This is a genomic window from Bradyrhizobium yuanmingense, assembly GCF_025200905.1.
Taxonomy (GTDB): domain Bacteria; phylum Pseudomonadota; class Alphaproteobacteria; order Rhizobiales; family Xanthobacteraceae; genus Bradyrhizobium; species Bradyrhizobium yuanmingense.
In genome coordinates this window covers 771,594-797,422 of record NZ_CP104173.1, presented here as the reverse complement: position 1 = coordinate 797,422, position 25,829 = coordinate 771,594, and the positions used below count along the sequence as shown (strand labels likewise).

Below are 25,829 nucleotides of genomic sequence, written 5' to 3'. Positions count from 1 at the left end.
ACGCGGAGCCTGTCATGCGCATCGCAGCCTTGCTGGTCGCTCTCATTGTTGCCTGTCATCACGTTTCGGCGTTTGCCGGCGATGTCGCGGCGGCCCAGAGCGTCATCCGCGCCCAGGAGCAGGCCTTCGTTCGCGACGATGCGACGGCGGCCTATTCCTATGCGGCGCCGGCGATCAAGGAGATCTTTCCCGCACCCGACATCTTCATGTCCATGGTGCAGAACGGCTACGCGCCGGTCTATCGCCACAAGAGTTTCGAATTTGGCGAGAGCAAGAGCGATGGCGGCTGGATCGCCCAGCGCGTTCATATCGTCGATGCCAATGGCGAGGCCTGGGAGGCGCTCTACACGCTCGAGCAGCAGGGCGACGGCAGCTACAAGATCACCGGCTGCTCGCTGCTGAAGGCGGGACAGGCCGTTTAGGTGGCAAAGCCCGGGCCGGTCTTGACCGAGCCCGTCCGCGCGCGGATCAAGAGCAGCACGACGATGCCGATGTTCAGCGCGTTCCATGCCACGCCGTTGGCAAATGCCGCCGCGTACGAGCCGGTGGCATCGAAGATGACGCCGGACACCCAGCCGCCGAAGGACATGCCGAACACGGACGCAAAGATCACGATACCGACGCGGGTCGCGGCCTCGCTCGCCGGCATCGCCTCGCGCACGATGATGGCGTAGCTCGGCACGATGCCGCCCTGGAACAGGCCGAACATCGCGGAGATCAGATAAAGCGAGGTCAGGCTGTCGAAAAACAGATAGAACACCAGCGCAAAGCCCTGCGCCAACGATCCCACCAGCAGCGTGTAGATGCCGCCGATCTTGTCGGCGAGGTAGCCCGAGCCGATCCGGCTGACGATGCCGCAGCCCATCATCAAGGACAGCATCTCGGCGCCGCGCGCGACGCCATAACCGAGATCGCCGCAATAGGCGACGATGTGCACCTGCGGCATCGCCATCGCCACGCAGCAGGAGATGCTGGCGATCGAGAGCAGCACGGTCAGCGTGTTCGTCGACAGCCTGAGATCGACCCGCGGCGGCGGCGCGTTGGCATGATCGTGGACCGTGTCGCGGCCCATCTGTGCGCGCAGGATCAGCACTAGCACCGTCATCAGGCCGGCGCAGACGATGCCGATGCCGATATGGGTATAGCGCCAGCCGATCTCCTGCGTGCCCCAGCTCACGATCGGCGGCCACATCGCGCCGGCGACGTAATTGCCGCTGGCGACGATGGTCACGGCAAGACCGCGATAGCGCTCGAACCAGTGCGAGGCTTCGGCCATCAGCGGCGCAAAGGTCGCGGACGTCCCGAGCCCGATGAAGAAATAAGCCGCCACGAACTGCCAGAGCTGGCCCGACAGCCCGGCGAGCACATTGGCAACGCCGAGGAAGGCGATGCTGATCGCCATCGCCGGCACGATGCCGAACCGGTCGGTGATCTTGCCGGCGATCACACCGCCAAGCCCGAACCCGAACATCATGAGGGTGAAGGCCAGCGACACCGCGCCGCGCGTGGCTCCGAATTCGACCTGCACCACGGGAATCACGACCACGACCGCCCACATGCCGACGGCCCCGATCGAGCCGATCAGGAGGGCAATGACGAGCCGCACCCAGGCCTGACGAGAGTCAGGGGTGAAGGCGTCAGGTGTTTGCCCTGGATGATTTGGCGCGTGCACGGGCAGGACCATGTTCGCGGACCGCCGCATGGTCAACCATCTTGCCGCGATATTGGGCATGCGCGGTGCGCTGCGGTAATAAGCTCTTGGCGAATGCGTCTTTTGCCATTAGTTTGCAACAAGCGTGTGCAACATTGCCGCGCGAGGAGCCTATCGGCGGAATGTTGATGCGATTGACGCGATCGATGCGGATCAGGGTGGGGCGGATCATCGCCCTCGCCTATCTGTTCTGCGTGCTCGCGCCGGCCGCAAGCCTCGCCTGGGGCAGTGCTGCGCCCTGCCTCGGCGACGATGCCCAGGCTGACCTCGTTCCGGCGCATCACCATATGGCTGCGAGCCATGATATGGCTGCGAACCCTGGCGATGTTCCGCACGAGCACGCGGGAACGCCTTCGCAGACCGCTGCGAAGGACGCACCTGCTCCGAATCATCACGACGGCAAGGGAACTGTGGGCCCCTGCTGTGCGATGATGTGCGTCAGCGCGCTGCCGGCCGATCTGCCCAGCGTCGCCACGCCGCTCCGGCCGATGTCGACCTGTGCGCCCGAGATCGTGCCCAGCCTGCACAGCGCGGCGCCGCCCCAGCACTACCGTCCCCCCATCGCCTGATCTGACATGACGGCGTCGGTTTCGATGCGCGCTTTTGCGCGCGCGAACCTGTGGTCTCCAGATCAGGAATTAAGACATGGTTGCGCTTTCCGGGGCGAAATCTGCCGCATCCGCGGTGGGTGATCGACACTCACGTTTCACTTGGCTGCTGCTGGCCTTTGCCGGGCCGACGCTGTCCGGCTGCGTGCCGACAACGACGCACATGGCCAGCGCGGATCCCGCCGATCCGGCGGCGAAGGTGGCCCCAATCGGCTATCGCTCGACCATCGCGCCCTATACCAGCCTGCGGCCTGCGACGCCGGCACCATGGCGTGGCCGCAACGAGGCGGTGACGCCGCAGCCGAAGCAAGAGCGGTAGGAGCGCGCCATGTCACAGCATTTTGCGCGAGGCCTGCTCGTGCTCGCCGCGCTCGGACTTTCCGGCTGCGCCGCGTTCTCGCCCGACAGCGGCATGAGCGCGGTCTCCGATCTGACGAGCCAGGCCATCAACAAGGACGTCGCCTTCGTGCGCTCGGCCGAGGGTGCCGCCGCGGTCGATGCCCGCGTCCGCCAGCTGCTCTCGCGCACGCTCAGCGTCGACGCCGCCGTGCAGATCGCACTGCTCAACAACAAGGGACTGCAGGCCGCCTACAACGAGCTGGCGCTGGCGGAGACCGAGCTGGTCGAGCAGAGCCTGCCGGCCAATCCGGTGTTCGCAGTCTCTCGCATCACCGGCAATGGCGCCAGCGAGATCGAACGCCAAGTGGTCGGCGACATCCTCGCGCTCGCCACCCTGCCGTTCCGGTCCGAGATCGCTCGGGAACGCTTCCGCGGAGCGCAGCTGCGCGCCGCGCTGGCGACGCTGCGGCTCGCCTCGGACGTGCGCCGCGCCTATGTCCGTGCGGTTGCCGCCAACGAGATGGTGGGGCTGCTGACCGACGCGAAGGCGACGGCGGAATCGACCGCACAGCTCGCGCTCAAGCTCGGCGAGACCGGCTCGCTCAACAAGCTCGACCAAGCCCGCGAGCAGGTGTTCTATGCCGAGACCACCGCCGACCTCGCCAGCGCGCGACAGGCAGCGGGAAGCGCGCGCGAAAGGCTGGCGCGCCTGATGGGGCTGTGGGACGACGGTCTCGACTTCCGCCTGCCCAATCAACTGCCGCCGCTGCCGCGCCGGCCGCTGGCCCTCCCCACGATCGAGGCCGATGCGGTCGCGCATCGCCTCGACCTGCAGGTCGCGCGGCTTGAGCTGGCCGCGCTGGCGAAGGCGCTGAACCTCACCGAGGCGACGCGCTTTGTGACGCTGCTCGATATCGCCGGCATCTCCCGCCGCACCCAGGATCCGGAAGGGCCGCCGTTCCGCGAGCGCGGCTTCGACCTGCAGTTCCAGATTCCGATCTTCGACGGCGGCGAGGTGCGCGTGCGTCAGGCGGCAGAGACCTACAACCTCGCCTTCAACCGCCTGACCGAGCGGGCCGTGAATGTGCGGTCCGAGGCGCGCGACGCCTATCGCGTCTATCGCTCCACTTACGACATCGCCGGCCACTACCAGCGCGAGATCATCCCGTTGCGAAAGATCATCACCGAGGAGATGCAGCTGCGCTTCTCCAGCATGCAGGTCGACATCTTCGCGCTGCTCACCGAAGCGCGGCAGCGCCTCGCGGCGCTGCGCGGCGCGATCGACGCCAGGCAGAGATTCTTCCTCGCCCAGGCCGATCTGCAGACCGCGGTCAACGGCGGCGGTCTGCCTGCCGGCGGCGCCGACAATCCAACCACCGTTGCCGCGGCAGCTCCTGCCGAAGGCGGCGGCCACTAAAGACGGAGGCCAAGATGTTTTCTCGCCGAGGATTTTTAGGCACCGCCGCGCTTGTCGGCGCATCGGCCATTCAAGGCCGCGTCCAGGCCGCGTCTATCCCGGAAGCCCCCACCATGGACAAGGTGGTGATGCAGCCGCCGCTGCATCCGACCAGCGGCCCGGATTATCGCCCCGTGGTCACGCTGAACGGCTGGTCGCTGCCGTTCCGCATGAACGGCGACTGGAAGGAATTCCATCTCGTCGCCGAGCCGGTGGTTCGCGAGTTCGCGGAAGGAATGAAGGTGAATTTGTGGGGCTACAACGGGCAATCGCCGGGCCCGACCATCGAGGCCGTCGAGGGCGACAAGGTCCGCATCTTCGTCACCAACAGACTGCCCGAATACACCACGGTCCACTGGCACGGCATGATCATCCCGAGCGGCATGGACGGCGTCGGCGGATTGACCCAGCCGCACATCCAGCCGGGCAAGACCTTCGTCTACGAGTTCGAGATGAAGAAGAGCGGAACCTTCATGTACCACCCGCATTCCGACGAGATGGTGCAGATGGCGATGGGCATGATGGGCATGTTCATCGTGCACCCGCGTGACCCGAGTTTCCGCGCCGTCGACCGCGACTTCGTGTTCGTGATGAGCACCTATCGCGTCGACCCCGGCACCTATCTGCCGCACGTCAACGAGATGACGGACTTCAACATGTGGACCTGGAACGCGCGGGTCTTTCCCGGCATCGATCCCTTGCCGGTCAGGCTCGGCGACAAGGTACGCGTGCGTATCGGCAATCTCAGCATGACCAACCATCCGATCCATTTGCATGGCCACAGCTTCGCGGTGACCTGCACCGATGGCGGCTGGATTCAGGAAAGCGCGCAGATCCCGGAGACGACCACCGACGTTCCGGTCGGCGCCATCAGGGTGTTCGACGTGCTCGCCGACAATCCCGGCGACTGGGCGTTCCATTGCCACAAGTCGCACCACACCATGAATTCGATGGGACACGACGTGCGCAACCTGATCGGCGTGTCGCGCAAGGATCTCGCCAAGGCCGTCGGCAAGCTGGCGCCGGACGGCATGGCCATGGGCTCGACCGGCATGGCGATGGGCAACATGGAGATGCCCGCGCCCGACAACACGCTGCCGATGATGACGGGCACCGGCCAGTTCGGGCCGATCGAAATGGGCGGCATGTTCACCGTGATGAAGATCCGCGAAGACCTCGCACGCGACGATTACCGCGATCCCGGTCCGTACAAATTCCCGAAAGGCACTGTCGCCTACGAAGTCGCCGCACCCGCCCCCGAGCCGGCGCGGCAGAAATCCGGCAGTCCGCCGATGAAGCACAAGATGTGAGCGTTTCGATGAACCACCAACCGGAGACTACGATGAAGATCACGCTCAAGCTCGCCCTCGCGCTGGCTGCACTTTCGGCCGCGCCGGCCTTCGCTCACGACAAGCACGGGCACGGAAACTATTCGGCCGGCGAGCCCGGCGATCCCAAGAAGCCCGCGCGCACCATCGAGATCCTGATGAACGAGATGGACTACACGCCCGCGAAAATCGAGGTGAAGCGCGGCGAGCAGATCCGATTCGTGCTGCGCAATGTCGGCAAGGAGGACCACGAATTCCTGCTGGCCACGACCAAGGAGAACCTCGCGCATGCGGATCAGATGAAGAAGCATCCGCACATGGAGCACGACGAGCCCAATGCGGCGCGGCTTGCCCCAAAAAAGACGACCGAGATCCTCTGGAAGTTCAGCAAGCGCGGCACCTTCGAATATTCGTGCCTCATTCCCGACCATCGCGAGTACGGCATGGTCGGCCAGGTCACCGTGAAGTAACGCGAAAGGAGATCCACATGAACCGCATCATCCGTATCGCTTCGGCGCTGGCGCTGACCGTCGGCCTTGCGACTGCAACCCTCGCCGCCGAGGGCGCCGCGATCAGCGGCGAGGTGAAGAAGATCGACGAGGGCGCCGGCAAGATCACGCTCAGGCACGGACCTGCCAAGAGCCTCGGCATGGAGGACCCCATGACCATGGTCTATCGGGTCAAGGATCCCGCCATGCTCAAGCAGGTGAAGGTCGGCGACAAGATCACCTTCGAGGCCGAGGAAGCGGCGTCGGGCTACACGGTGACCAAGATGCAGAAGGCGAAGTAGGGCAGCCTCGCCTGCCCGTCATTCCGGGGCGCGCCTCTTGGCGCGAGCCCGGAATCCATTTCACCACCATACCTGCGGCCCGATGGATTCCGGGCTCGATGCTCCGCATCGCCCCGGAATGACAACCCGCCCCCGAAACACGCCGGTCTGAGCTCCTCCCACCCCCTCCGTTAACGCTTTGCTAACCATACACCGGGCAAAAATTGCCGGGTGAAGTCGAGTGTCGTCAGCCGCGTAGAACGGGAGCTCCCGTGGACGCCAGTGCGGTGCCTCACTTTCGGAACGGCGGCCCGTCGGCCGCCGCGCAGACGTTTGGGGCGCGCGGACGGCAGGCGCGCGGGGAGGCAGCTACCATGGTCGACGTCACCGCGGGACAGGGCGTAGGCGGCGCGAAGCCCGGCATCCCCTCCCTCAACGAGATCGTCACCGTGCTCAAGCGCGGCGACATCGCGCTGGCGCTCGGCGTTCTCATCATCCTCGTGGTGCTGATCCTGCCGCTGCCGGCGATCGTGCTGGACCTGTTCCTCGCGATCTCGATCACGCTCTCGATCCTGATCCTGATGACGTCGCTGTTCATCCAGGCGCCGCTGGAATTCTCCGCCTTCCCGACCGTCCTGCTGATCTCGACCATGCTGCGCCTGTCGCTCAACATGGCCTCGACCCGCCTGATCCTGACGCACGGCCACGAGGGCACGGCTGCCGCCGGTCACGTCATCGAAGCCTTCGGCAACTTCGTGATGGGCGGCAATTTCGTCATCGGCATCATCGTCTTCGCCATCCTGATCATCGTCAATTTCGTCGTCATCACCAAGGGTTCGGGCCGCATCGCCGAAGTCGCCGCGCGCTTCCATCTCGACGCCATGCCCGGCAAGCAGATGGCGATTGACGCCGACCTCGGCGCCGGCCTGATCGACGAGAAGGTCGCCAAGGAGCGGCGCAAGGAGCTCGAGGACGAGAGCGGCTTCTTCGGCGCCATGGACGGTGCCTCGAAGTTCGTCCGGGGCGACGCCATCGCCGGCCTCTTGATCGTCTTCATCAACGTCGTCGGCGGCATGATCATCGGCGTCGCGCAGCAGGGCATGTCCTTCGCCGACGCCGGCCGTACCTACACGCTGCTGACCGTCGGTGACGGCCTCGTCACCCAGGTGCCGGCGCTGATCGTCTCGACCGCGGCCGGCCTGCTCGTCTCCAAGGCCGGCGTCTCCGGCGCGGCCGACAAGGCGCTGATGAAGCAGTTCTCCGGCTATCCGCAGGCGCTGGCGATGTCCTCGGCGGTGATGCTGGTGCTGGCGGCGCTGCCGGGCATTCCGACCCTTCCGTTCCTCGCGCTCGGCGCCGGCGCCGGCGCGCTGGCCTGGAACGCCCGCAACCGCAATCGGGTGGCGGCCAAGGCCGAAGCAGCCGTTCATGCGGCGCCCGCGCCGGGAACGCCGGGTGCGCCAGGCGCTGCCGCGACCGAAGAGCCGATCTCGGCCGCGCTCAAGATCGACGACCTCAAGATCGAGCTCGGCTACGCCCTGCTGCCGCTGGTCAACGGCCCCGACGGCACCGACCGCCTCACCGAGCAGATCAAGGCGCTGCGCCGCTCGCTCGCGATCGAGATGGGCTTCGTGATGCCGGCGGTGCGCATCCTCGACAACGTCCAGCTCGAGGCCAACACCTACATCATCAAGATCAAGGAGGTCGACGCCGGCACCGGCAAGATCTGGCCGAACCAGTTCATGGTCATGGATCCCGGCGGCAGCCAGGTGCAGGTGCCCGGCATCCACACCACCGAGCCGACCTTCGGCCTGCCCGCAACCTGGGTCGATGCCAGCCTCAAGGAAGAGGCCTCGCTCAAGGGCTACACGGTCGTCGACGCCGCGACCGTGCTCTCGACCCATCTCACCGAGCTGCTCAAGGCCAACATGTCGGACCTGTTGTCCTACGGCGAGGTGCAGAAGCTGCTCAAGGAGCTGCCGAAGGAGCAGAGCGAGCTGGTCAAGGACATCGTCCCGGGCCAGGTCACGGTCTCCGGCATCCAGCGCGTGCTGCAGCTGCTGCTCGCCGAGCGCATCTCGATCCGCGACCTCTCCACCATCCTCGAAGGCATCGCGGATTCGCTCGCCTTCTCGCGCAACCCTGCGACCATGGTCGAGCACGTCCGCGCGCGGCTGGCGCGGCAGATCTGCGCGCAGAACACCTCTTACGCCGGCTATCTGCCGCTGATCGCACTGTCGGCGAAATGGGAGCAGGCTTTTGCCGAATCCATCATCGGCCAGGGCGAGGAGCGGAGCCTTGCCATGCAGCCCTCGAAACTCTCGGAATTCATGACTGCCGTGCGCGAGGCCTTCGAGCGCGCCGCCCGCGAAGGCGAGGCGCCGGTGCTGGTCACCTCCGCTTCCATTCGGCCCTTCGTGCGCTCCCTGGTGGAACGGTTCCGGGCCCAGACCACCGTGCTGTCTCAGGCCGAAATCCACCCCAGGGCGAGGCTGAAAACCGTCGGAAGCATCTGATTTGCCTTAAGAAGCCGTGTGTTTTTCAGCCACAGGCAAATGGTTTTTGAGTTCCTGGCGCCTTGTCGACCAAGGCCTCAAAAACCCGGCACTAGGCTCATTACAGCTTTGAAATAATTATATAAAAGAACGATCAAGGGTCGCCTTTGATCGCGATCTATCACGTCATATCACGCCCTTGTGATGGCCCCTTGGGAACGAATCCCCCCGATACTAGGTTGATGGGCACCGGAAGCATGAACCTGCCTCAAATGGCCGGCGACTACTTCGGGTAGATGGCGGCAGGAGGCTTCCATGAACCACTCGATCTACAGCGCAGATCGCGCGACCCATTTGAAAATCGTGGTCGTCGCCCTCGTCGCAGGGATCGCGGTGGCTGGCCTCGGCATTACGGCACGCTCGGGTTCGGATGAAGGCCTGACCCAGACCGCCCGCGTCATCAAGGCCGGCAAGCCGGTCGTTGTCACCAGTTCGAACGCGTCCCTCGTTCGCTAAGGAGATCTGACGAGTTTTGTGAATTCACGCGGCTCTTTACCAGCCCCCCAAAGTCGCCACGTGGATATGTAGACGACCCCAACCCCAAGTCGACTACAGAAAGCGCCCGCCCCCCACGGGCGCTTTCCCATTTCTGGTATCTCGTCATTGCGAGCGCACGCGCGTCCAATTCGTCATTGCGAGCGCAGCGAAGCAATCCAGACTGCCTCCGCGGAAAGACTCTGGATTGCGTCGCTGCGCTCGCAATGACGGAGCAAGCGGCACGGCCCTGCCTGCCAACTACCTTCCCCCATACGTCGGCGGCGGCGCCTGCACGGTCGGCGCGGCCGCCGCGAACAGCTCGTCCTTGTGCCCCGAGAGCGGCGGATAGATGCGCTTGCGGTTGATGGTCTGTTTGGTCGCCTTTGCCGCCGCGCCGGTGGCACGGACCTCGCGATTCCATCCTTCGGTATAGAGCGCGCCCCAGCCGCCGAGGTCGAGCACGGTGACGTACCAATCGATCCGCAGCGGCAGCATGGGCAGGCCGACGAGATCGGCGACCACGTTGTGGCCGGCGAAGCGGCCCATGGGACGGGCGAACTGGCAGGACATCACCGTCGGATGCAGCCCGTCGATCACGCTCGAGGCGACATCGCCGGCCGCGAACACGCCGCCGACATCGGCCACACGCATGAAGGGATCGACGAGGAGGCGCCCGAGGGAATCGCGCCCGCCCGGAAAGCTCGCCGCCAAAGGGCTTGCCCGCATGCCCGCGCACCAGATCACCGTCTGCGACGGAATGAATTCGCCCGAGCTCAGGCGCATGCCCGCGGCCTCGATCGCGGCGACACGCACGCCGAGCCGCGTCTCGATGTCGAGCGAAGCCAGGGCCGTCTCGATCACCGGGCGCGCGTTCGCGCCGATGCTGGCGCCGACGCTCGGATTGGGATCGACCAGGATGATGCGGCGGCTGCCGGTGATCCCTGCGCGCGCCAACCGGTCCGGCATCTCAGCTGCGACTTCGATGCCGGTGAAGCCGGCGCCGACCACGACCACCGTTGAATGGCCCGGAGACGGCGCGCTGCGTCCGAGCGAAACCAGATGATCTTCAAGGCGGAGCGCCGCGGCATAGGTGTCGACGTCGAAGGCGTGTGCGGCCAGGCCGGGAATATCGGGGCGCATCACCGCGCTGCCGAGCGCCAGCACGAGGCGGTCATAGTGCAGCGTCTCCTTGCCGGCGCTGGTGACGAGCGAGATTTCGCGCCGGGCCGGATCGATCGCCTCGACCTCGCCAAGGCCGTGGCTGACGCCGATCGGATCGAGCAGTTGCGGAAGCGGAAGCGCGACCTCGGCGAGATCGGCCTCGTAATTGCGCACGCGGATATTGTGATAGGGATTGCGGTCGACGAGACGGATCTCGATGTCGCGATCGCTCGCACCGATCTCCTCGCGCTTGCGCGCGGCGCCGATGGCCGCCCACAACCCCGCAAACCCGGCGCCGAGCACGACGATACGCGCCATCTCCGCCTACTGCACTTTCCCGAGGAAACCTGCGGCCTGCCCGCGGAGACAGACTAGCGCAACAACAGGCGCCGACCAAATGCGGCGGCGTCCGCGCCGCTGCACAAAATCGCGATTTATGCCTCGCGCAGCTCCGACGGCGTCGCGCCAAAGCGCTTGCGGAAGGCGCGGTTGAAGTACGACAGATCGGAGAAGCCGGAGGAATGCGCGATGTCACTGATCTTGCGCATCCTGGCGCGGGGATCGCCGAGCAGCTTGCGCGCATGGAGCAGGCGTTGCTCCAGCACGAATTCAGTGAAGGTCGTGCCGGCCTGCTCGAACAGGCGCTGGGCCTGGCGCGGGCTGAGGCCCGAGCGCGTCGCAACTTCGGCGAGGCAGAGATCGTTGCGGCCGAGTGCGGCCATCACGTCGGCGCGCATGAGATCGAGGCGCGCCGCCGCCTGCCCGCGGCCGCGGGCGCGGCTTGCGTGCTCGGCATCGGTGCCGAGCAGGAGACCGACGAGATCGACCATGTGCTGCGCGGTCAGGCGCTGGCCGACCGCATCGAGATGCGGCGCGTGATTGGCGGCGAGCGCGTGGTAGCGGAAGATGGTCTCGGCGACTGCGTCGTCGACGAGCACCTGCGAGAGCTTGTCCTCGGCGCGCGGATTGATGTCGAGCAGCGCACGGCGCGGCATGCGAATGCTGGTGAAGCGGTCTGCCTCGGTGTGGCCGACGGTCCCGGTCACGCTCATGTCGACGAGCACCATCTGGGCGGGCGTGAGCTCGACGGTGTGGCCGTTTTGCCCGACGCGGACGAGCCCTGCGTGGGCCGCGATCAGGACGAGATCGTCGCTGCCGTCGGCAAGGTGGCTCTGCGTGCGGGAATATTGCGCCGAGGCGCCTTCCGGAATGGCGAGCATGATGTTGTCGACGACGCTGATCTGCAGCCGGCAATCGATGCTGTCGCCATGGCTCGGCCCGATATCGAGGCCGCAGCGACCGACGGCCCGCTCGCGCCAATGCTCGAAGGCCGGACCGTGCGGCAGGCCTGCATATTGGTGAAGGAAGATGCCCGGCGTTCTCGCTGCATCCATCTGATTTTCTCGCCCTTTCCGGCATCAATCGCGTTCAAATTCCGGGAATTTGACGCCGTGGACCGAGGCGAGGTTCAAATCGAGGGCGGATTCGGGAGCACTTGTCGGGCTGCGACAGCGGGATGGACCGTGGCGACAGTCGCCGTGGCACCTATTTTTGCGCGGGCGCCTGCGGTTGGGCCGGCGGCACGGTCTCGATCAGCTTGCCGGAAAACACCGGGGCGGAGGTCGGCTGGCCGTTCGGCGAGCCGCCCGCCTGCTCGATGGTGACGGCGAAGGTCGCGCTATTGACGACCTCGGCATCGTAGGAGGCGAGCAGTGGACGCGCGGTGAAATCGCCGGCACCGATCACGCCGAGCGAGCGCGGGCGCGGCAGCTTGTCCGAGATCAGCCAGAGCTCGAAGCTCTTGCCGGGCTCCGGCGTCGCGCCGACCTTCCGCACCGTGAAATTCCGCGTCGCGCCGTCGATGGTGAGGATGAAGGCGGGGCCACCGCCCTGGCCCTGCAGCAGCGCAACATATTGCGCGGAGGCGGCGAGCGGCGCGGCCGGCGTCTTCACCTCGACCGTCTGGATGCGCGGCGGGGGACGCAAAGCGCCCGGCAGCGCGTCGGGCAGCAAGATCTGCAGCGACAGCGTTACGAGCAGCGCGGCCGCGAGCGCGCCAATGGCGGAAGCGATGGTGCGCCAGCGCTTCACCCGGCTCTCGAGACGAATCACATTGCTGTCGTCGACCACCGGCGCTTGGGCCGCACGGACGAGGTTGGCATCCGGCGCATGGACTTGCGGGATGAATTGCGGCGCGATGTCCGGAACAGCATCAAACTCGGGACGCGGCGCCTCAGGCGCGGCGGCTTCGGGCTGCTGCACCTCAGCCGACTGCGAGCTCTCGGGCGGAGATTCCGCAGCTGCCAGCGAGGACGTCTCGGGCACAGGCGGCTGTGGTGGCGGCGAAGCTTCGGCAGGCGCAGGCGGCTCCTGCGCGGCGGTCGTGCGCGCGATCTCCGCCCTGATGTTCTCCCACACGATCGGACGCGGCTCGACCGAGCCGACCATCTGGTTGAGCACGCCGAGCCGATAGGCCCAGGCCTGCACGATCTCGGCGAACGCCGGGTCCACCGCCATCATGGTCTCGACCTGCGCGCGCTCGTCGGCGCCGAGCGTCCCGAGCGCATATTCCGCGGCGAGCGCGATATGGTCCTCCGTGTAGGCCATCAATTGCAGTCCAGAACCACCCTCATCATCCAAGCGATCACAGTCCGAGGCACTCCCGGATATCCAGCATGCTGCGCCGCAGCCACGTCTTCACCGTGTTGACCGGCGCTGAAAACTTCTCCGCCAATTGCTCGCGGCTCCAGCCGTTGTAATAGGCGAGCAGCACGAGCCTCTGACGGTCCGGCTCGAGCCGGCCGATGCATTCCAAGAGCCGCTTCAGCTCCTCGGTCATCTCGCGGCGGGCCAGTGGATCGGGACTTTCGGCCGCGACCTCCATCGCCTGAGGCTCTTCCTCGATGGAGGCTTCCGACTTCTTGCGGACGACGTCGATCGCGCGGTTGCGCGCGATCGAGGCCATCCACGTGATCGGCGAGGACAGGGCCGGATTGAACTGGCCGGCGCTGTTCCAGATCTTGACGTAAGTCTCCTGAATGACCTCCTCCGCGAGATCCTGCCTGCGCAAGATACGGAGCACGACGCCATAGAGTTTCGCGCGCGTGGCGGCGTAGAGGCGCTCGAACGCGGCCTGATCGCCCTTCGCCACCGCCTCAATCAACCCGACCAGCTCCGCTGGCGTCAGCATTCAGCCCCCCAACACGCGGGCCGTCGCGTTCCGCGTAGACCCCGGCACCGCACCACCATAGCGCGCGGCCAAGCGGACCACCAAGGGGCGCGGCGCCACACTGTGGACAGCACATGCAAAAACCCGGACCTTGCGGGTCCGGGTTTTGACAATTCCTGGAGGGGCGGGCTAGCGGCTCAGGCGACGGCGCCGATGCGGGCACGCATCAGGCCGATGCTGTCGAGGTCGGCCTGCTCGCGGGCGTTCTCCTCGGCGCGCTCGCGGGCCTGGTCGCGCTCGTCGAGCAGCTCGACCTTTTTCAGCTCCTCGAAGGCCTCGGCCAGTGCGGCCTTGGCTTCCTCAAGCTGGCCCTTGAGCTCGTCGGCCGAGCGGGTCAGGTTCTCGCGGCGCTGGATCGCGGCTTTGGCGTAGGTCGGGTAGGCGAAGTGCGAGGGATCGTTGATCCCGGCGCGCTCCTGCTCGGTCTGGATCTCGCGTTCGAGATCGACCGACATGCGCTGGAAGTCGGCGATCATGGTCTCGATCTGGGTGACCCGGCGGCGCTTCTCGTCGACCTGAAACTTCTTCAGGCGGATGAGGGTATCTCGTGACTTCATCGACTCGTACTCCCCAGAAGTCCCCCCGCTGCACGTGGGACGATACCGGTCACCCCACGGGCCCGAAGGGGGCCCAGACCGGCTCTGCTACTCTGTGGGATCGGATGATGACCGGACAAAGTTAGCGTTCCGTTTCCAAATTGCCGAGGATTTGCGCCAATTGGCGATAGCCCTCCGCGAGCGATGCCTTTTCGTCCTTGCGCTGGCGCAGGAAGGCTTCCAGCGGCTCGTTGAGGCGGATGGCCTCGTCGACCTCGGGACTGGAGCCGGCGCGGTAGGCGCCGAGACGGATCAATTCCTCCATGTCGGCATAGGTCGCCATCACCTGGCGCGCCCGCTGGATCACCGGCCAGAACTGCGGATCGGCCGATTTCGGCATCGTGCGCGAGACGGATTTGAGAATGTTGATCGCGGGATAGCGGCCGCGCTCGGCGATCGAGCGCTGCATCACGATGTGGCCGTCGAGGATGCCGCGGACGGCATCGGCGATCGGCTCGTTATGGTCGTCGCCGTCGACCAGCACCGTGAAGATCGCGGTGATGGCGCCCTCGCCCAATCCCGGCCCGGCACGCTCCAGCAGCTTCGGCAACTCGGTGAAGACGGTCGGCGTGTAACCCTTGGCCGTCGGCGGCTCGCCGGCAGACAGGCCGATCTCGCGCTGGGCCATCGCAAAGCGCGTCACCGAGTCCATCAGGCAGAGCACGTCCTTGTCCTCGTCGCGAAAATATTCGGCGACCGCGAGCGTGAGGTAGGCCGCCTGGCGGCGCATCAGGGCCGGCTCGTCGGAGGTCGCGACCACCACGACTGAGCGCGCAAGGCCCTCCTCGCCGAGATCGTCCTGCAGGAATTCCTGCACCTCGCGGCCGCGTTCGCCGATCAGCCCGATGACACTGACATCGGCATCGACGTTGCGCGCCAGCATCGACAGCAGCACCGACTTGCCGACGCCAGAGCCTGCGAAGATGCCCATGCGCTGACCGCGGCAGCAGGTGAGGAAGGTGTTCATGGCGCGCACGCCGAGGTCGAGCGGGCTGCCGACGCGCTTGCGCGAATGGGCGGGCGGCGGCGTATTGCGGAACGGCATCGGCGAAGAGCCCTGCGGCAGCGGCCCCTTGCCGTCGATCGGCTCGCCCAGCGCATTGACGACGCGTCCCAGCCAGGCCGCGGACGGCCTCACCTGGTTGGCGGCATTGGCGATGACCGCCTTGCAGCCGCGGCGCACGCCCTCGAGGCCGGCGAACGGCATCACCACGGCATTGTTGCCGGAGAAGCCGATCACCTCGCACGGAATGGTGCGGTTGGCGCCGGTCTCGATCACCAGCCGCGCGCCGACCGACATCGCGTGGATAGGGCCGGCCACCTCGACCATCAGACCGCGAACGCCGACCACGCGGCCATAGATGTTGATGCCGTCGATGTCGCCGATCTGTTCGGCCAGCGCCTTCATCGGGGGGCCTTCATCAGCAGCGCACCTTCATATGAGGGTCCTCATGAGATGGTCGCCTTCGGTGATCCCGGGACATCACGGTGAAAACCTTAAGTTTCGCCATATTTCTGAACGGCGCTTAACTTCGTGTTTACCCGCATCATTAATCATTGCGTCACTGTCTTTGAGACTGAGCGTGCCTCCCCTTCAGAAGAAGGCTGAGTCGCGGGAGTCGGTTAGGCCCGTCTCTTAAAGTGGAGCTTGAACGGAATCGGGTAACGAAAGCTGCTTCGTACGCAAGACCTTAGGGCGATTCGACAAAAATTGCACCGGGGGGACTTGCGTTCCAGAATCAGACTTTGTTAACCATCTGTTGTCAGGATCCGAATCAGTTGTTCAAAGGCGTTTTGTTGAGTGCCGCGAATGCGGCCGACCTGACGCCCAGGAGCGGCGACTATGGGGAACTGGCATGCGCGTTTTGCTGATTGAAGATGACAGCGCCGTCGCGCAGTCGATCGAGCTGATGCTGAAGTCGGAGAGCTTCAACGTCTACACGACCGATTTGGGGGAAGAAGGCGTCGATCTCGGTAAACTATACGATTACGACATTATTCTCCTCGACCTCAACCTGCCCGACATGTCCGGCTACGATGTGCTCAAGCAGCTCCGGGTCTCCAAGATCAAGACACCGATTCTGATCCTCTCCGGCCTCGCCGGCATCGAGGACAAGGTCAAGGGTCTCGGCGTCGGCGCCGACGACTACATGACCAAGCCCTTCCACAAGGACGAGCTGGTGGCCCGCATCCACGCCATCGTGCGCCGCTCCAAGGGCCATGCCCAGTCGGTCATCCAGACCGGCGACCTCGTCGTCAACCTCGACACCAAGACGGTGGAAGTCGGCGGTCAGCGCGTGCATCTGACCGGCAAGGAATATCAGATGCTGGAGCTGCTCTCGCTCCGCAAAGGCACGACCCTCACCAAGGAAATGTTCCTCAACCACCTCTATGGCGGCATGGACGAGCCCGAACTGAAGATCATCGACGTCTTCATTTGCAAGCTCCGCAAGAAGCTCGCCAACGCCTCCGAGGGCCGCAACTTCATCGAGACCGTCTGGGGCCGCGGCTACGTGCTGCGCGAGCCGCACGAGGCCGACGAGCGCATCCCCGCCTGATCCCTGGGTTACGTCGCGAGCCCAGTCAGGCTCGCTCCTCCCAGCCTGGACCCCGCCGCAAATGGCGGGGTTTTCGTTTTGGGGGGACGCTTCATTGGAAGCTTAACGTTTGAACCCCTAGCCTTCCCCTGCCGACGAATGGTCGCTGCACGATGGGGGAACGATGATCCTGCAATCACTCGCCGGCCTGCCCGCCTTCCTGGTCTATTTCTGCACCGGGCTGATCGTGATCGTGGCCTATCTGTTCGTCTACACCCGCATCACGGCGCATAACGAATTCCAGCTCATTCGCGACAACCAGCCGGCCGCGGCGATCGCGCTTGGGCTCAGCCTGCTCGGCTTCGTGGCGCCGCTGGTCAGCGCCATCGCGCATTCGGCCAACGTGCTGGACTGCCTGATCTGGGCGACGATCGCGCTGATCGTGCAGGTCATCGTGTTCTATCTCGTCAAGGTTCCGGTGCCGGACTTGTCGAGGCGCATCGATGACGGCGAGCTTGCCCCGGCGATCTGGCTCGGCCTGTCCTCGCTCGCCGCGGGCCTGCTGAACGCCGCCAGCATGATCTACTGACATGGCCGACAAACCCGCCAAGAAGGAGTTCGGCAAGCGCCGGCCAGTCGCCGAGCCGCCGCGACCGCCGGTGAAGCGCTCCGGCCACGTCGCGCTGCTGGTGATGGGCACGATCGCCGTCGGCACCACGGCCTATACCTTGATGCCGCGGCAGAACTGCGAGCCCACGCCCGGCGCCGTGCCGGGGCAGACGACCACGACCTGCACGAGCAGCAGCAGTTCGTCGGGCGGCAGCAGTTCGCGCTGGTCGTCGCGATCGAGCTTGTTCAGCGGCGATTCCTCCAGCCATTCCTCGTCGGGAACGTCGTCCAATGTCAGCCATAGCAGCGTGAGCCGCGGCGGCTTCGGCTCGTTCGGCCACGGCTTCTCGGGCGGCGGCTGATCCATGCAGCGCATCACCTGCCTCGAGCGCGACGACTGGCGGGAGACCGCCGCACGATGCGGCTTCGTCTTCCACACCATCGACGGCGAGCGCTATTGGGACGAGCGCGCCTATTATGGCTTTACGCTGGAGGAGATCGAGCGAGGCATCGAGGCGCCGACCGGCGAGATCGACGCGATGTGCCTGGAACTCGCCGGCCGCGTCATCGGCGACGAGCGTTCCTTGCGACGGCTGAAGATTCCGGAAGCGTTCTGGGGCCTGATCGTCGAGAGCTGGAAGCGCGACGACCGCAGCCTCTACGGCCGGCTCGATCTGAGGTTCGACGGCAAGTCGCCGGCAAAGCTGCTCGAATACAACGCGGACACGCCGACCTCGATCTTCGAGGCCGCGGTGTTCCAATGGACCTGGCTCGAACAGGCGATCGAACGCCGCGTCATCCCCTCGCGTGCCGACCAATTCAACTCCATCCACGAGCGGCTGATCGCGGCATGGAAGGAGATCGCTGGGAGCCGTCACGTCCATCTCACAGGGATCACCGGCAACGAAGAGGACGCCGGCACGCTCGCTTATCTCGAAGACACCGCGCGCCAGGCCGGACTCTCGACGACGCTGCTCGACATCGAGCAGGTCGGCTGGCGCGACGAGGCCGGCGGCTTCGTCGATCTCGGCGAGAACGACATCGCGCTCGCCTTCAAGCTCTATCCCTGGGAATGGATGTTCCAGGACGCCTTCGGCGCAAAGCTGAAGGATGCGCCAACGCGCTGGATCGAGCCGCCGTGGAAGGCGGTGCTCTCCAACAAGGGCATCTTGCCGCTGCTCTGGGAGATGTTTCCGAACCATCCCAATCTGCTGCCGGCCTTCTTCGAGGACGATCCGCGCGCCGCCGAGCTCGGCACGTCCTATGTGCGCAAGCCGCTGCTGTCGCGCGAAGGCGCCAATGTCACGCTGGTCTCCGGCGGCATGCCGCTCGACGAGCAGACGGGGCCGTACGGCGCCGAAGGTTTCGTACGTCAGGCGCTGGCACCGCTGCCGAACTTTTCGGGCTGCTATCCGGTGATCGGAAGCTGGCTGGTGAACCACGAGCCCTGCGGGATATCGATCCGCGAGGACGAGAGCCCGATCACGGGCAACCGCTCGCGGTTCTTGCCGCATGCGATTTTGTGATTTTGTCATTCCGGGGCGCGACAAAGTCGCGAGCCCGGAATCCATAACCACAGTCGGATGGAATGGCCCTGGTCTAACCGCCTGCCTATTTCGATGGCCTGTGGTTATGGATTCCGGGCTCCGCGCTTATGGGCGGCCCCGGAATGACAAAGAGAACTCATCTCGCCGCGGCGACCTTCAGCGGCTGCGGCATCAATCCGCCCATCGGACGGCCGGAGCGCGCGGGGTTGAGCTGATAGAGGCCGCGGCGATCGGCGATCGGGCGGAATGCATCGGTGATGCCGACGACGGATTCGGCAGCGCCCAGCAGCAGCGTGCCGTCGGCTTCCATGGCCTTCGCCATGCGCTCGAAAATCACCGCCTTGGTGTCCTGGTCGAAATAGATCAGCACGTTGCGGCAGAAGATCACGTCGAACGTGCCGAGATGGGAGAAGTCCTGCAGCAGATTGAGCTGGCGGAACTGCACCATGGCGCGAATGTCGGCGTTGAGCTGCCAGAGCTCGCCGGTTTGCGTGAAGTATTTCACCAGATGCTGGATCGGCAGGCCGCGCTGCACCTCGAACTGGCTGTAGAGGCCCGCCTTGGATTTCTCCAGCACCTCCTGCGACAGATCGGTGGCGACGATCTCGATGCGCCACCCCGCGAGCGCCGCGCCCATCTCCTTCACGCACATCGCGATCGAATAGGGCTCCTGCCCGGTCGAGGCGGCCGCCGACCAGATGCGAAGCGACTTGCGCGCCGCGCGCGCCTGGATCAGGCCCGGCAGGATGGTGTCGCGCAGGTGATCGAACGGAATCTTGTCGCGGTAGAAGAACGTCTCGTTGGTGGTCATCGCTTCGACCACGTCGGTCGCAAGCCGGCCGTCGCCGTTCCTGATCTTCAGGACGAGGTCGGGGATGCCGGGAACGCTTGCCTTGCGGGCGAGCGGCAGCAGCCGGCTCTCGACCAGATATTGCTTGTCGGCGGAGAGATCGAGACCGGAGCGCTCTTTCAGGAACTTGCGCAGATAGTCGTAATCTGCGGGCGTCACGAGCGGTCTCCAGCGAACAGGCGGTTGACCTTGGCGCCGATCTGGTTGAGCGGCAGGATCGCCGCGCAGATGCCGGCATTGGCCGCCGCGCCGGGCATGCCCCAGACCACGCTGGAGGCTTCGTCCTGCGCAATCACGCTGCCGCCGGCCGCGACGATGTCCTTGCCGCCGCGCATGCCGTCCGAGCCCATGCCGGTCAGGATCACCGAGAGGATGTTGCCGTGCCAGACGTCGATGGCGGAGGTGAAGAGCGGATCGACCGCAGGCTTGCAGAAATTGACGGCGGGGCCGTCGTCGAGCGCGATCACAGGATCGGCGCCGCTGCGCGTGACGCGCATGTGCTTGCCGCCCGGTGCGAGGTAGATCCGTCCCGGCTTGACCGGCTCGCCGTCGACCGCCTCGGCCGCCGGCCGGCGGCTCGAGCGCGCCAGATGCTCGGCCAGGATGGTGGTGAAGGTCGGCGGCATGTGCTGGGTGATCAGCACCGGGAAGCGATCGATCACGGCGCCGAGCTCGGTGACGAGCGACATCAGCGCCTGAGGACCGCCGGTCGAGGAGCCGATCAACAGCACCTTGGGCGCCTGGGTCGAGAACGGACGCGTTGACACCGAGCCTGACGAGGGGGCCGGAGCGGGCGCAGGCGCGGCAGGCCGCGCGACAGGACTGCGCGCGACGGGAGCCGGGCTCGCCGGCGCCAGCGGCGGACTCGCAACCGCAGACTTGCGACGCAGCCGCGCGCCGAGATGGCGGATCTTCTGGATCAGGTCGTGATGGAAAATGTCCGCGGCCGACGCCTCACGCGTCGATTCCGGCTTGGGAATGTAGTCGGCTGCGCCGAGCGACAACGCCTTGAAGCTGATCTCCGCGTTGCGGCGGGTCAGGGTGGAAGCCATGATGATGACGAGATCGCGCTTCTTGGCGAGCAGTTGCGGCAGCGCCGAGAGGCCATCGAGCTCGGGCATTTCGATGTCGAGCACGGCAACATCGGGATTGATGCGGTCGAGCTGGTTGACCGCCTCGAGCCCGGTGCGCAGCGAGGCCGCGACCTCCATGTCGTGCTCGGCACCGATCCAGCGCGAGATCAGACCGCGGATGACGACCGAGTCGTCGACGATCATCACCCGCAGCGGCCCGGTTTCGCGCGACGTGCTCGTGGTCGAATTACCTGCGAACGCAACACTCATTACACACCAACTCAGACTGAAACGGTTCAGTTGAAAACAAGCGCCGAAGGATCCGTTCAGCCTCCGGGAGATCGCTCAGATCAGGCCGACTTCCTGAAATTTCGCCGTCACGATGTCCTTGTCGAACGGCTTCATGATGTATTCGTTGGCGCCGGCGTGCAGAGCGCGCGCGATATGCGCGACGTCGTTCTCGGTGGTGCAGAACACCACCTTGGGCTGGTCGCCGCCGGGCATGCGCCTGAGATGGCCGAGGAACTCGTAGCCATCCATGACCGGCATGTTCCAGTCGAGCAGCACCGCGTCCGGCAGGCCGCGCTTGCAGGCCTCCAGCGCCTTCTCACCGTCCTCGGCTTCGAGGATTTGGAAGTCGAGCCCCTCCAGGATCCGGCGCGCAACCTTTCGGATGACGCTGGAATCATCAACGACGAGACAAGTTCGCATGTGAACCTCTGCTTCCTTCCCCCCTTTGCGGGGGCACTTCCAATCGCAAGTCCCTCGGCGGCAATGCCGCCGTATCAGGCCGCCATCATCTCGGGCGCGAGCTCGAGGACGCGGTCGACGTCGAGGACGACCATGAGCTGTCCGTCGAGGCGGTGGACGCCGCCGGCGAGCTTGGCCATGCGGGGGTCGAGGTTGACGGGGTTTTCTTCCTTACCGTCCTCGGGCAGGCGCAGCACCTCGCCGATCTGGTCGATCAGGAGGCCATAGGATTCGCCGCGTAAGTCGACGCCGACCGCCATCGCGGTCTTGCCGTCCTCGTCCTTGGGCAGGCCGAGGCGCGAGCGCATGTCGACCACGGTGACGATGCGGCCGCGCAGGTTCAAAACGCCGGCGATCTCGCGCGAGGCCAGCGGCACGCGGGTGACGCGCTCGGGCATGAACACGTCCTGGACGCGGGAGATCGGCAGCCCGAACAGCTGGCCACCGATCATCGCGGTGACGTATTCGACCATGGCGCCTCCAGCGGACTGGGTCTTCTTGCTCATTTCAGGGTCTCCTGGTCCATGCCGCTAAGGTTTAAGCCGCGGCCGCCCGGCTCAGCTCGGAGGCGCCGGCGGCGCCCGCGGTCTGCTCCTTCAGCGCCGCGATCAGGCCGGGACGGTCGAACTTGGCGACGTAATCGTGGAAGCCGGCCTGACGGCCGCGCTCGATCGCCGCCGGCGACACCAGCGCCGACAGGCCGATGATCGGCGTCGCAGCGAGGTTGTTGTCGGAGCGGACGACTTCCGCGAACTCGAACCCGTTCATGTCGGGCATCTCGATGTCGGTCAGGATCACGTCGAAGTTTTGGGCGCGCAGTGCCGCGAGGCCCTCCTGCGCGGTCGGCGCGGTGCGGACGCGGTAGCCGGCCGCCTTCAGCACCGGCGCCAGCATGTTGCGGAAGAAGGCCGAGTCGTCGACCAGCAGCACCGACTGCGAATGCAGCGACGGCTTCATCTCCTTGCGGGTGAACCAGTCGGCGAACGCCATCGGCAGGAAGTGGCCGACGTCGATCACCTCGGTGGCCTGGCCCTTGATCACGGCCGAGCCGAGAATGCCCGAGGAGGAGCCGCCGACCTCGATGTTGAGGCGTTCCTCGACGATGTCGATGATCTCGTCGACGACGAGGCCCATGGAGCGGCCGTCGTCGGCGAACACCAGGATCGGCTGGGCGCCCTGGGAAGCAATGGTGACGCCTTCCATGGCCACCAGCGGCATCAGCTGCTCGCGGTACTGCACCATGTAGCGGCCGTTCGAGAACTCGATCTTGTCGGCCGGCAGCTCTTCCAGGCGCGTGACGAGGCCGAGCGGAACCGCCTTGGGCTGCGACGAGCCGGCGCGGAACACCAGCAGCGAGGTGGTCTGCTCGCCACTTCCGATGTGATGGCCGGCCGCTTCGTCACCCATGTCATGGGCCGAGGAGCCGGCGGCGCCGAGCGCCTTGGCGATGCCGTTGGGATCGATGATCATGATGACCGCGCCATCGCCCAGAATGGTGTTGCCGGAGAACATGTCGATGTGACGCAGTTTTGTCGACATCGGCTTGACCACGATTTCTTCGGTGTGGAACACGCCATCGACGACGATGCCAAAGGTCTGGCTGCCGACTTGCGTCACCACGATGAAGCCGTTCTCGGGATCGGAGGCCGCGCCGTCGTCGATCTTCAGGAGCTTCTTCAGATGGATCAGCGGCAGCAGCTTGTTGCGGAGCCTGAGGACCGCGGTGTCCTTGATGCGCTCGATGCGGTGCTCGGAGTTGGCGCGGGCGCGGACCAATTCCACCACCGAGAGCTGCGGGATCGCAAAGCGGTCGCCGGCGGCTTCGACGATCAGCGCCGAGACGATGGCGAGCGTCAGCGGGATCTTGATGGTGACGGAGCTTCCTTCGCCGGCCACGCTCTTGATGTCGATGGTGCCGCCGATCTGGTCGATATTGGTGCGGACCACGTCCATGCCGACGCCGCGGCCCGAGACCGAGGTGATGGCAGCGGCAGTGGAGAAGCCCGGCGCGAAGATGAACTTGTGGATCTGGGCTTCGCTCATCTTCTCGAGCTCGGCCTCGGTGACGAGACCGGACGAGAGCGCCTTGGCCTTGATCTTCTCGGTGTTGAGGCCGCGGCCGTTGTCGGCGATGCAGATGATGATGTGGCCGCCCTCGTGATAGGCGGACAGGCGAATGGTGCCCTGCTCGCCCTTGCCGCTGGCGAGGCGCTCGGCGGGGGTCTCCAGGCCATGATCGGCGGAGTTGCGCACCATGTGGGTGAGCGGGTCCTTGATCAGATCGAGCACCTGGCGGTCGAGCTCGGTGTCTGCGCCGTGCATCTCGAGCTCGATCTGCTTGCCGAGTTCGGATGAGAGGTCGCGGACGATGCGGGGCAGCTTCTGCCAGGCATTGCCGATCGGCTGCATGCGCGTCTTCATGACGCCTTCCTGCAGCTCGGCGGTGACGTTGGAGAGGCGCTGCAGCGGCACCTTGAACTCGGTGTCCTCGTTGCGGCGGGAGATCTCCAAGAGCTGGTTGCGGGTCAGGACCAGCTCGGAGACCATGGTCATCAGGTGCTCCAGCGTATCCACGTTGACGCGGATCGACTGGTTGGCGATGCGGTCGCCCTCGCCGGCCATCTCGTCGGCCATCGACTTCTTCGGCGCGGCCTTCTCCTTGGCGGGCTTTGCGGCTTCCTTCGCCACGGGCGCTTCACCAGCTGGTGCAGGCTCGGCCTTGACCTCAGCCTTGGCCACGGACGCGGGCACCGGCGCTTCGATCGCGGTCTCGCGGAAGGCGCGCTCGAGCTCGTCGAGCGAGACCTCGCCCGGACGCAGCGGACGCTCCAGGGTCTGATCGACCAGCGTGCCCATGGTCATCTCCTTGGCGGGGGCGGCTGGAGCGGCGGGCGCTTCCGGCACCAGCGGCGGCGCATCGGCAACGGGAGCAGCAGTGCCGGCTGTCGGCATCGGCTCCGCCGAGCCTGACATGGCCGCCATGCCCTGCTCGACCATTGCTTCCAGCTTGTCGATGAGATCGCGGTCGTTGCCTTCCGGCTCGGCCTCGGTCGCCTCCAAGCCAGCCAAAATCTCCTTGATGCGGTCGATCGAGGACAGGATCACCGTCACCGCCTCGGCAGTCACAGGCATGCCGTCACGGAATTTGCCCATCAGGGTCTCGCCGGCATGCGCCAGCGCTTCCAGCCGCGGCAGGCCGAGGAAGCCGCAGGTGCCCTTGATGGTGTGGACCAGGCGGAAGATGTTATCCAGGATCTTGGCGTTGTTCGGCTCCTGCTCGAACTTCACCAGCTGATTGTCCACGGTGTCCAGGCTCTCGCTGGTCTCCGTCAGAAACTCCCGCAACAGATCATCCATGAAAACAGGCCTTCATACAGGAAGGGCGCGCACGAGGCGTGATGCGCCATTTCGGAATGGGGCCAGCTTCACCGCAAAGCGTTTAATATTGGTTGAGTATGTGCAAAAGAACGGCACCAACAAAGAGATAAGGCGCTCCGAACAAGCCGAAGCGCCTCGTAAAGAATCGATTAAGAGGTCGGGCGCGACGCGCCGTTTACGAAGCGGTAACGATGATGGCTTCGCCTTCCGGCTTGAGCGTCACGGTGAGCCCGCAGGCCTGCGCGAGCAGCCGCGTATAATAAGGCTGGATCGCATGCGCATCGGCAGCCGGCCCGCGCTCGCCGCTCAGGAGCTCGGAGATGTTCTGCGGCAGGCGTGCATTGTGTCCGGTCGCGGTGATGCGAAAGCTCATCACCTCGCCCTCGCCGACCGGATCGACCGTCAGCATGCCGCCGCGCGGGATCGTGTGCTGGGCGACGACCAGCATGTTGAGCAGCAGCTTGACGCGGTTCTTCGGCAGCAGCAGCCGCGGCAGATTCCAGGTGATCGAGCACTTGCCGTCCTCGATATGGCCCTTCGCCATGGTGTGGGCATCGCCGAGATCGATCTGCGCGCCGGAGGAGCCGGCCGCGCCGAAGGCAAGGCGGCAGAACTGCAGCCGGGCGGAGGCCGTCTTGGCGCTTTTGCGAATCAGGTCGAGCGCGAACTCGCGGTCCTCGGGCTTGGGATCGTCGTCGAGCACTTCGAGCCCGTTGACGATGGCGCCGACGGGGCTGATGAGATCGTGGCAGACCCGCGAGCACAGCAGCGCGGCGAGTTCGAGCATATCGGGAGCGGCAGTGGTCGCGGGCGACGAAGCGTCAGACATATAATGGGGTCCTGGAGGGTTCCTGGA

General features: G+C 65.6%; 27 protein-coding genes. 13 read left to right on the top strand and 14 right to left on the bottom strand.

Going from position 1 to position 25,829, the window contains the following annotated elements:
- Positions 1–14 precede the first annotated feature (14 nt).
- Complete coding sequence (locus N2605_RS03850; protein WP_036026798.1) at positions 15–422, top strand: DUF4864 domain-containing protein; 408 nt, start codon at positions 15–17, stop codon at positions 420–422.
- Here the strand turns inward: N2605_RS03850 and N2605_RS03845 are convergent.
- Complete coding sequence (locus tag N2605_RS03845) at positions 419–1,684, bottom strand: MFS transporter (protein WP_260347406.1); 1,266 nt, start codon at positions 1,682–1,684, stop codon at positions 419–421. The two genes, N2605_RS03850 and N2605_RS03845, sit on opposite strands and share 4 nt — an antisense overlap.
- A complete protein-coding gene (locus N2605_RS03840; RefSeq protein WP_225134901.1) occupies positions 1,638–1,883 on the bottom strand; it encodes a hypothetical protein in 246 nt (81 codons plus the stop codon). The genes N2605_RS03845 and N2605_RS03840 overlap by 47 nt, the downstream gene beginning before the upstream one ends.
- Between N2605_RS03840 and N2605_RS03835 the strand changes: the two genes are divergently transcribed.
- From N2605_RS03835 to N2605_RS03800, 8 genes are all read left to right on the top strand, one after another.
- Positions 1,858–2,280, top strand: a complete 423-nt coding sequence (locus tag N2605_RS03835) for a hypothetical protein (RefSeq protein ID WP_370129329.1) — start codon at positions 1,858–1,860, stop codon at positions 2,278–2,280. The two genes, N2605_RS03840 and N2605_RS03835, sit on opposite strands and share 26 nt — an antisense overlap.
- Positions 2,281–2,356: 76 nt before the next feature.
- Entirely contained in the window at positions 2,357–2,638 is a 282-nt protein-coding gene (locus N2605_RS03830) for a hypothetical protein (RefSeq protein ID WP_225113998.1), read from the top strand.
- Between the two features lie 9 nt (positions 2,639–2,647).
- Positions 2,648–4,075, top strand: coding sequence for a TolC family protein (locus N2605_RS03825; RefSeq protein ID WP_036011842.1), 1,428 nt, complete (start codon positions 2,648–2,650; stop codon positions 4,073–4,075).
- A 14-nt stretch (positions 4,076–4,089) separates the two neighbouring features.
- On the top strand, positions 4,090–5,424 hold the full coding sequence (locus N2605_RS03820) for a multicopper oxidase family protein (protein WP_260345875.1): 1,335 nt from the start codon (positions 4,090–4,092) through the stop codon (positions 5,422–5,424).
- Positions 5,425–5,456: 32 nt separating this feature from the next.
- Positions 5,457–5,912, top strand: coding sequence for a cupredoxin domain-containing protein (locus N2605_RS03815; RefSeq protein ID WP_260345873.1), 456 nt, complete (start codon positions 5,457–5,459; stop codon positions 5,910–5,912).
- A gap of 17 nt (positions 5,913–5,929) precedes the next feature.
- On the top strand, positions 5,930–6,232 hold the full coding sequence (locus N2605_RS03810; RefSeq protein ID WP_036011848.1) for a copper-binding protein: 303 nt from the start codon (positions 5,930–5,932) through the stop codon (positions 6,230–6,232).
- Positions 6,233–6,585: 353 nt separating this feature from the next.
- Entirely contained in the window at positions 6,586–8,727 is a 2,142-nt protein-coding gene (gene flhA, locus N2605_RS03805) for a flagellar biosynthesis protein FlhA (RefSeq protein ID WP_260345870.1), read from the top strand.
- Between the two features lie 294 nt (positions 8,728–9,021).
- Positions 9,022–9,222, top strand: coding sequence for a hypothetical protein (locus tag N2605_RS03800; RefSeq protein ID WP_036011854.1), 201 nt, complete (start codon positions 9,022–9,024; stop codon positions 9,220–9,222).
- Positions 9,223–9,501: 279 nt separating this feature from the next.
- Here N2605_RS03800 and N2605_RS03795 read toward each other — a convergent pair whose 3' ends face one another.
- From N2605_RS03795 to fliI, 6 genes are all read right to left on the bottom strand, one after another.
- Positions 9,502–10,722, bottom strand: a complete 1,221-nt coding sequence (locus N2605_RS03795) for an NAD(P)/FAD-dependent oxidoreductase (protein WP_225147784.1) — start codon at positions 10,720–10,722, stop codon at positions 9,502–9,504.
- 116 nt (positions 10,723–10,838) lie between these two features.
- A complete protein-coding gene (locus tag N2605_RS03790) occupies positions 10,839–11,798 on the bottom strand; it encodes a helix-turn-helix transcriptional regulator (protein WP_260345866.1) in 960 nt (319 codons plus the stop codon).
- A gap of 151 nt (positions 11,799–11,949) precedes the next feature.
- Complete coding sequence (locus N2605_RS03785) at positions 11,950–13,011, bottom strand: anti-sigma factor (protein ID WP_036011872.1); 1,062 nt, start codon at positions 13,009–13,011, stop codon at positions 11,950–11,952.
- A gap of 37 nt (positions 13,012–13,048) precedes the next feature.
- On the bottom strand, positions 13,049–13,594 hold the full coding sequence (locus N2605_RS03780) for a sigma-70 family RNA polymerase sigma factor (RefSeq protein ID WP_036011874.1): 546 nt from the start codon (positions 13,592–13,594) through the stop codon (positions 13,049–13,051).
- 176 nt (positions 13,595–13,770) lie between these two features.
- A complete protein-coding gene (gene fliJ, locus N2605_RS03775) occupies positions 13,771–14,190 on the bottom strand; it encodes a flagellar export protein FliJ (RefSeq protein ID WP_025032035.1) in 420 nt (139 codons plus the stop codon).
- A 121-nt stretch (positions 14,191–14,311) separates the two neighbouring features.
- Complete coding sequence (fliI, locus tag N2605_RS03770; protein WP_036011877.1) at positions 14,312–15,637, bottom strand: flagellar protein export ATPase FliI; 1,326 nt, start codon at positions 15,635–15,637, stop codon at positions 14,312–14,314.
- A gap of 448 nt (positions 15,638–16,085) precedes the next feature.
- On the opposite strand from fliI, the gene ctrA reads away from it, so the two are divergent.
- The 4 genes from ctrA to N2605_RS03750 all read left to right on the top strand — a co-directional run bounded on the left by ctrA (position 16,086) and on the right by N2605_RS03750 (position 18,901).
- Positions 16,086–16,787 (top strand): response regulator transcription factor CtrA, encoded by a 702-nt coding sequence (gene ctrA / locus N2605_RS03765; protein WP_016848562.1) that lies wholly within the window; start codon positions 16,086–16,088, stop codon positions 16,785–16,787.
- A 163-nt stretch (positions 16,788–16,950) separates the two neighbouring features.
- A complete protein-coding gene (locus tag N2605_RS03760; protein ID WP_036011880.1) occupies positions 16,951–17,355 on the top strand; it encodes a DUF350 domain-containing protein in 405 nt (134 codons plus the stop codon).
- Position 17,356: 1 nt separating this feature from the next.
- Entirely contained in the window at positions 17,357–17,737 is a 381-nt protein-coding gene (locus tag N2605_RS03755; RefSeq protein ID WP_074448088.1) for a hypothetical protein, read from the top strand.
- Positions 17,738–17,740: 3 nt separating this feature from the next.
- Entirely contained in the window at positions 17,741–18,901 is a 1,161-nt protein-coding gene (locus N2605_RS03750) for a glutathionylspermidine synthase family protein (protein ID WP_036011885.1), read from the top strand.
- 157 nt (positions 18,902–19,058) lie between these two features.
- Here the strand turns inward: N2605_RS03750 and N2605_RS03745 are convergent, their stop codons facing one another.
- From N2605_RS03745 to chpT, 6 genes are all read right to left on the bottom strand, one after another.
- Positions 19,059–19,931, bottom strand: a complete 873-nt coding sequence (locus N2605_RS03745; RefSeq protein WP_036011888.1) for a CheR family methyltransferase — start codon at positions 19,929–19,931, stop codon at positions 19,059–19,061.
- Positions 19,928–21,115, bottom strand: a complete 1,188-nt coding sequence (locus N2605_RS03740; protein ID WP_036011891.1) for a protein-glutamate methylesterase/protein-glutamine glutaminase — start codon at positions 21,113–21,115, stop codon at positions 19,928–19,930. Before N2605_RS03740 ends, N2605_RS03745 begins: the two co-directional genes overlap by 4 nt.
- Before the next feature lie 75 nt (positions 21,116–21,190).
- Complete coding sequence (locus N2605_RS03735) at positions 21,191–21,556, bottom strand: response regulator (protein ID WP_007600538.1); 366 nt, start codon at positions 21,554–21,556, stop codon at positions 21,191–21,193.
- A 74-nt stretch (positions 21,557–21,630) separates the two neighbouring features.
- Positions 21,631–22,101, bottom strand: a complete 471-nt coding sequence (locus tag N2605_RS03730; RefSeq protein ID WP_260345856.1) for a chemotaxis protein CheW — start codon at positions 22,099–22,101, stop codon at positions 21,631–21,633.
- Between the two features lie 31 nt (positions 22,102–22,132).
- Entirely contained in the window at positions 22,133–24,952 is a 2,820-nt protein-coding gene (locus N2605_RS03725; RefSeq protein WP_260345855.1) for a hybrid sensor histidine kinase/response regulator, read from the bottom strand.
- Between the two features lie 196 nt (positions 24,953–25,148).
- Positions 25,149–25,802, bottom strand: coding sequence for a histidine phosphotransferase ChpT (gene chpT, locus N2605_RS03720; protein ID WP_036009803.1), 654 nt, complete (start codon positions 25,800–25,802; stop codon positions 25,149–25,151).
- Positions 25,803–25,829: the final 27 nt, after the last annotated feature.

Coding starts and splice junctions, on each gene's coding strand:
- N2605_RS03840 (WP_225134901.1), bottom strand. CDS start 1,883: ATGATCCGCCCCACCCTGATCCGCATCGATCGCGTCAATCGCATCAAC.
- N2605_RS03830 (WP_225113998.1), top strand. CDS start 2,357: ATGGTTGCGCTTTCCGGGGCGAAATCTGCCGCATCCGCGGTGGGTGAT.
- ctrA (WP_016848562.1), top strand. CDS start 16,086: ATGCGCGTTTTGCTGATTGAAGATGACAGCGCCGTCGCGCAGTCGATC.
- N2605_RS03845 (WP_260347406.1), bottom strand. CDS start 1,684: ATGGTCCTGCCCGTGCACGCGCCAAATCATCCAGGGCAAACACCTGAC.
- N2605_RS03730 (WP_260345856.1), bottom strand. CDS start 22,101: ATGAGCAAGAAGACCCAGTCCGCTGGAGGCGCCATGGTCGAATACGTC.
- flhA (WP_260345870.1), top strand. CDS start 6,586: ATGGTCGACGTCACCGCGGGACAGGGCGTAGGCGGCGCGAAGCCCGGC.
- N2605_RS03780 (WP_036011874.1), bottom strand. CDS start 13,594: ATGCTGACGCCAGCGGAGCTGGTCGGGTTGATTGAGGCGGTGGCGAAG.
- N2605_RS03740 (WP_036011891.1), bottom strand. CDS start 21,115: ATGAGTGTTGCGTTCGCAGGTAATTCGACCACGAGCACGTCGCGCGAA.
- N2605_RS03735 (WP_007600538.1), bottom strand. CDS start 21,556: ATGCGAACTTGTCTCGTCGTTGATGATTCCAGCGTCATCCGAAAGGTT.
- N2605_RS03800 (WP_036011854.1), top strand. CDS start 9,022: ATGAACCACTCGATCTACAGCGCAGATCGCGCGACCCATTTGAAAATC.
- N2605_RS03815 (WP_260345873.1), top strand. CDS start 5,457: ATGAAGATCACGCTCAAGCTCGCCCTCGCGCTGGCTGCACTTTCGGCC.
- N2605_RS03850 (WP_036026798.1), top strand. CDS start 15: ATGCGCATCGCAGCCTTGCTGGTCGCTCTCATTGTTGCCTGTCATCAC.
- N2605_RS03820 (WP_260345875.1), top strand. CDS start 4,090: ATGTTTTCTCGCCGAGGATTTTTAGGCACCGCCGCGCTTGTCGGCGCA.
- N2605_RS03795 (WP_225147784.1), bottom strand. CDS start 10,722: ATGGCGCGTATCGTCGTGCTCGGCGCCGGGTTTGCGGGGTTGTGGGCG.
- N2605_RS03810 (WP_036011848.1), top strand. CDS start 5,930: ATGAACCGCATCATCCGTATCGCTTCGGCGCTGGCGCTGACCGTCGGC.
- N2605_RS03790 (WP_260345866.1), bottom strand. CDS start 11,798: ATGGATGCAGCGAGAACGCCGGGCATCTTCCTTCACCAATATGCAGGC.
- N2605_RS03785 (WP_036011872.1), bottom strand. CDS start 13,011: ATGGCCTACACGGAGGACCATATCGCGCTCGCCGCGGAATATGCGCTC.
- N2605_RS03835 (WP_370129329.1), top strand. CDS start 1,858: ATGCGGATCAGGGTGGGGCGGATCATCGCCCTCGCCTATCTGTTCTGC.
- N2605_RS03755 (WP_074448088.1), top strand. CDS start 17,357: ATGGCCGACAAACCCGCCAAGAAGGAGTTCGGCAAGCGCCGGCCAGTC.
- N2605_RS03760 (WP_036011880.1), top strand. CDS start 16,951: ATGATCCTGCAATCACTCGCCGGCCTGCCCGCCTTCCTGGTCTATTTC.
- fliJ (WP_025032035.1), bottom strand. CDS start 14,190: ATGAAGTCACGAGATACCCTCATCCGCCTGAAGAAGTTTCAGGTCGAC.
- N2605_RS03750 (WP_036011885.1), top strand. CDS start 17,741: ATGCAGCGCATCACCTGCCTCGAGCGCGACGACTGGCGGGAGACCGCC.
- N2605_RS03825 (WP_036011842.1), top strand. CDS start 2,648: ATGTCACAGCATTTTGCGCGAGGCCTGCTCGTGCTCGCCGCGCTCGGA.
- fliI (WP_036011877.1), bottom strand. CDS start 15,637: ATGAAGGCGCTGGCCGAACAGATCGGCGACATCGACGGCATCAACATC.
- chpT (WP_036009803.1), bottom strand. CDS start 25,802: ATGTCTGACGCTTCGTCGCCCGCGACCACTGCCGCTCCCGATATGCTC.
- N2605_RS03725 (WP_260345855.1), bottom strand. CDS start 24,952: ATGGATGATCTGTTGCGGGAGTTTCTGACGGAGACCAGCGAGAGCCTG.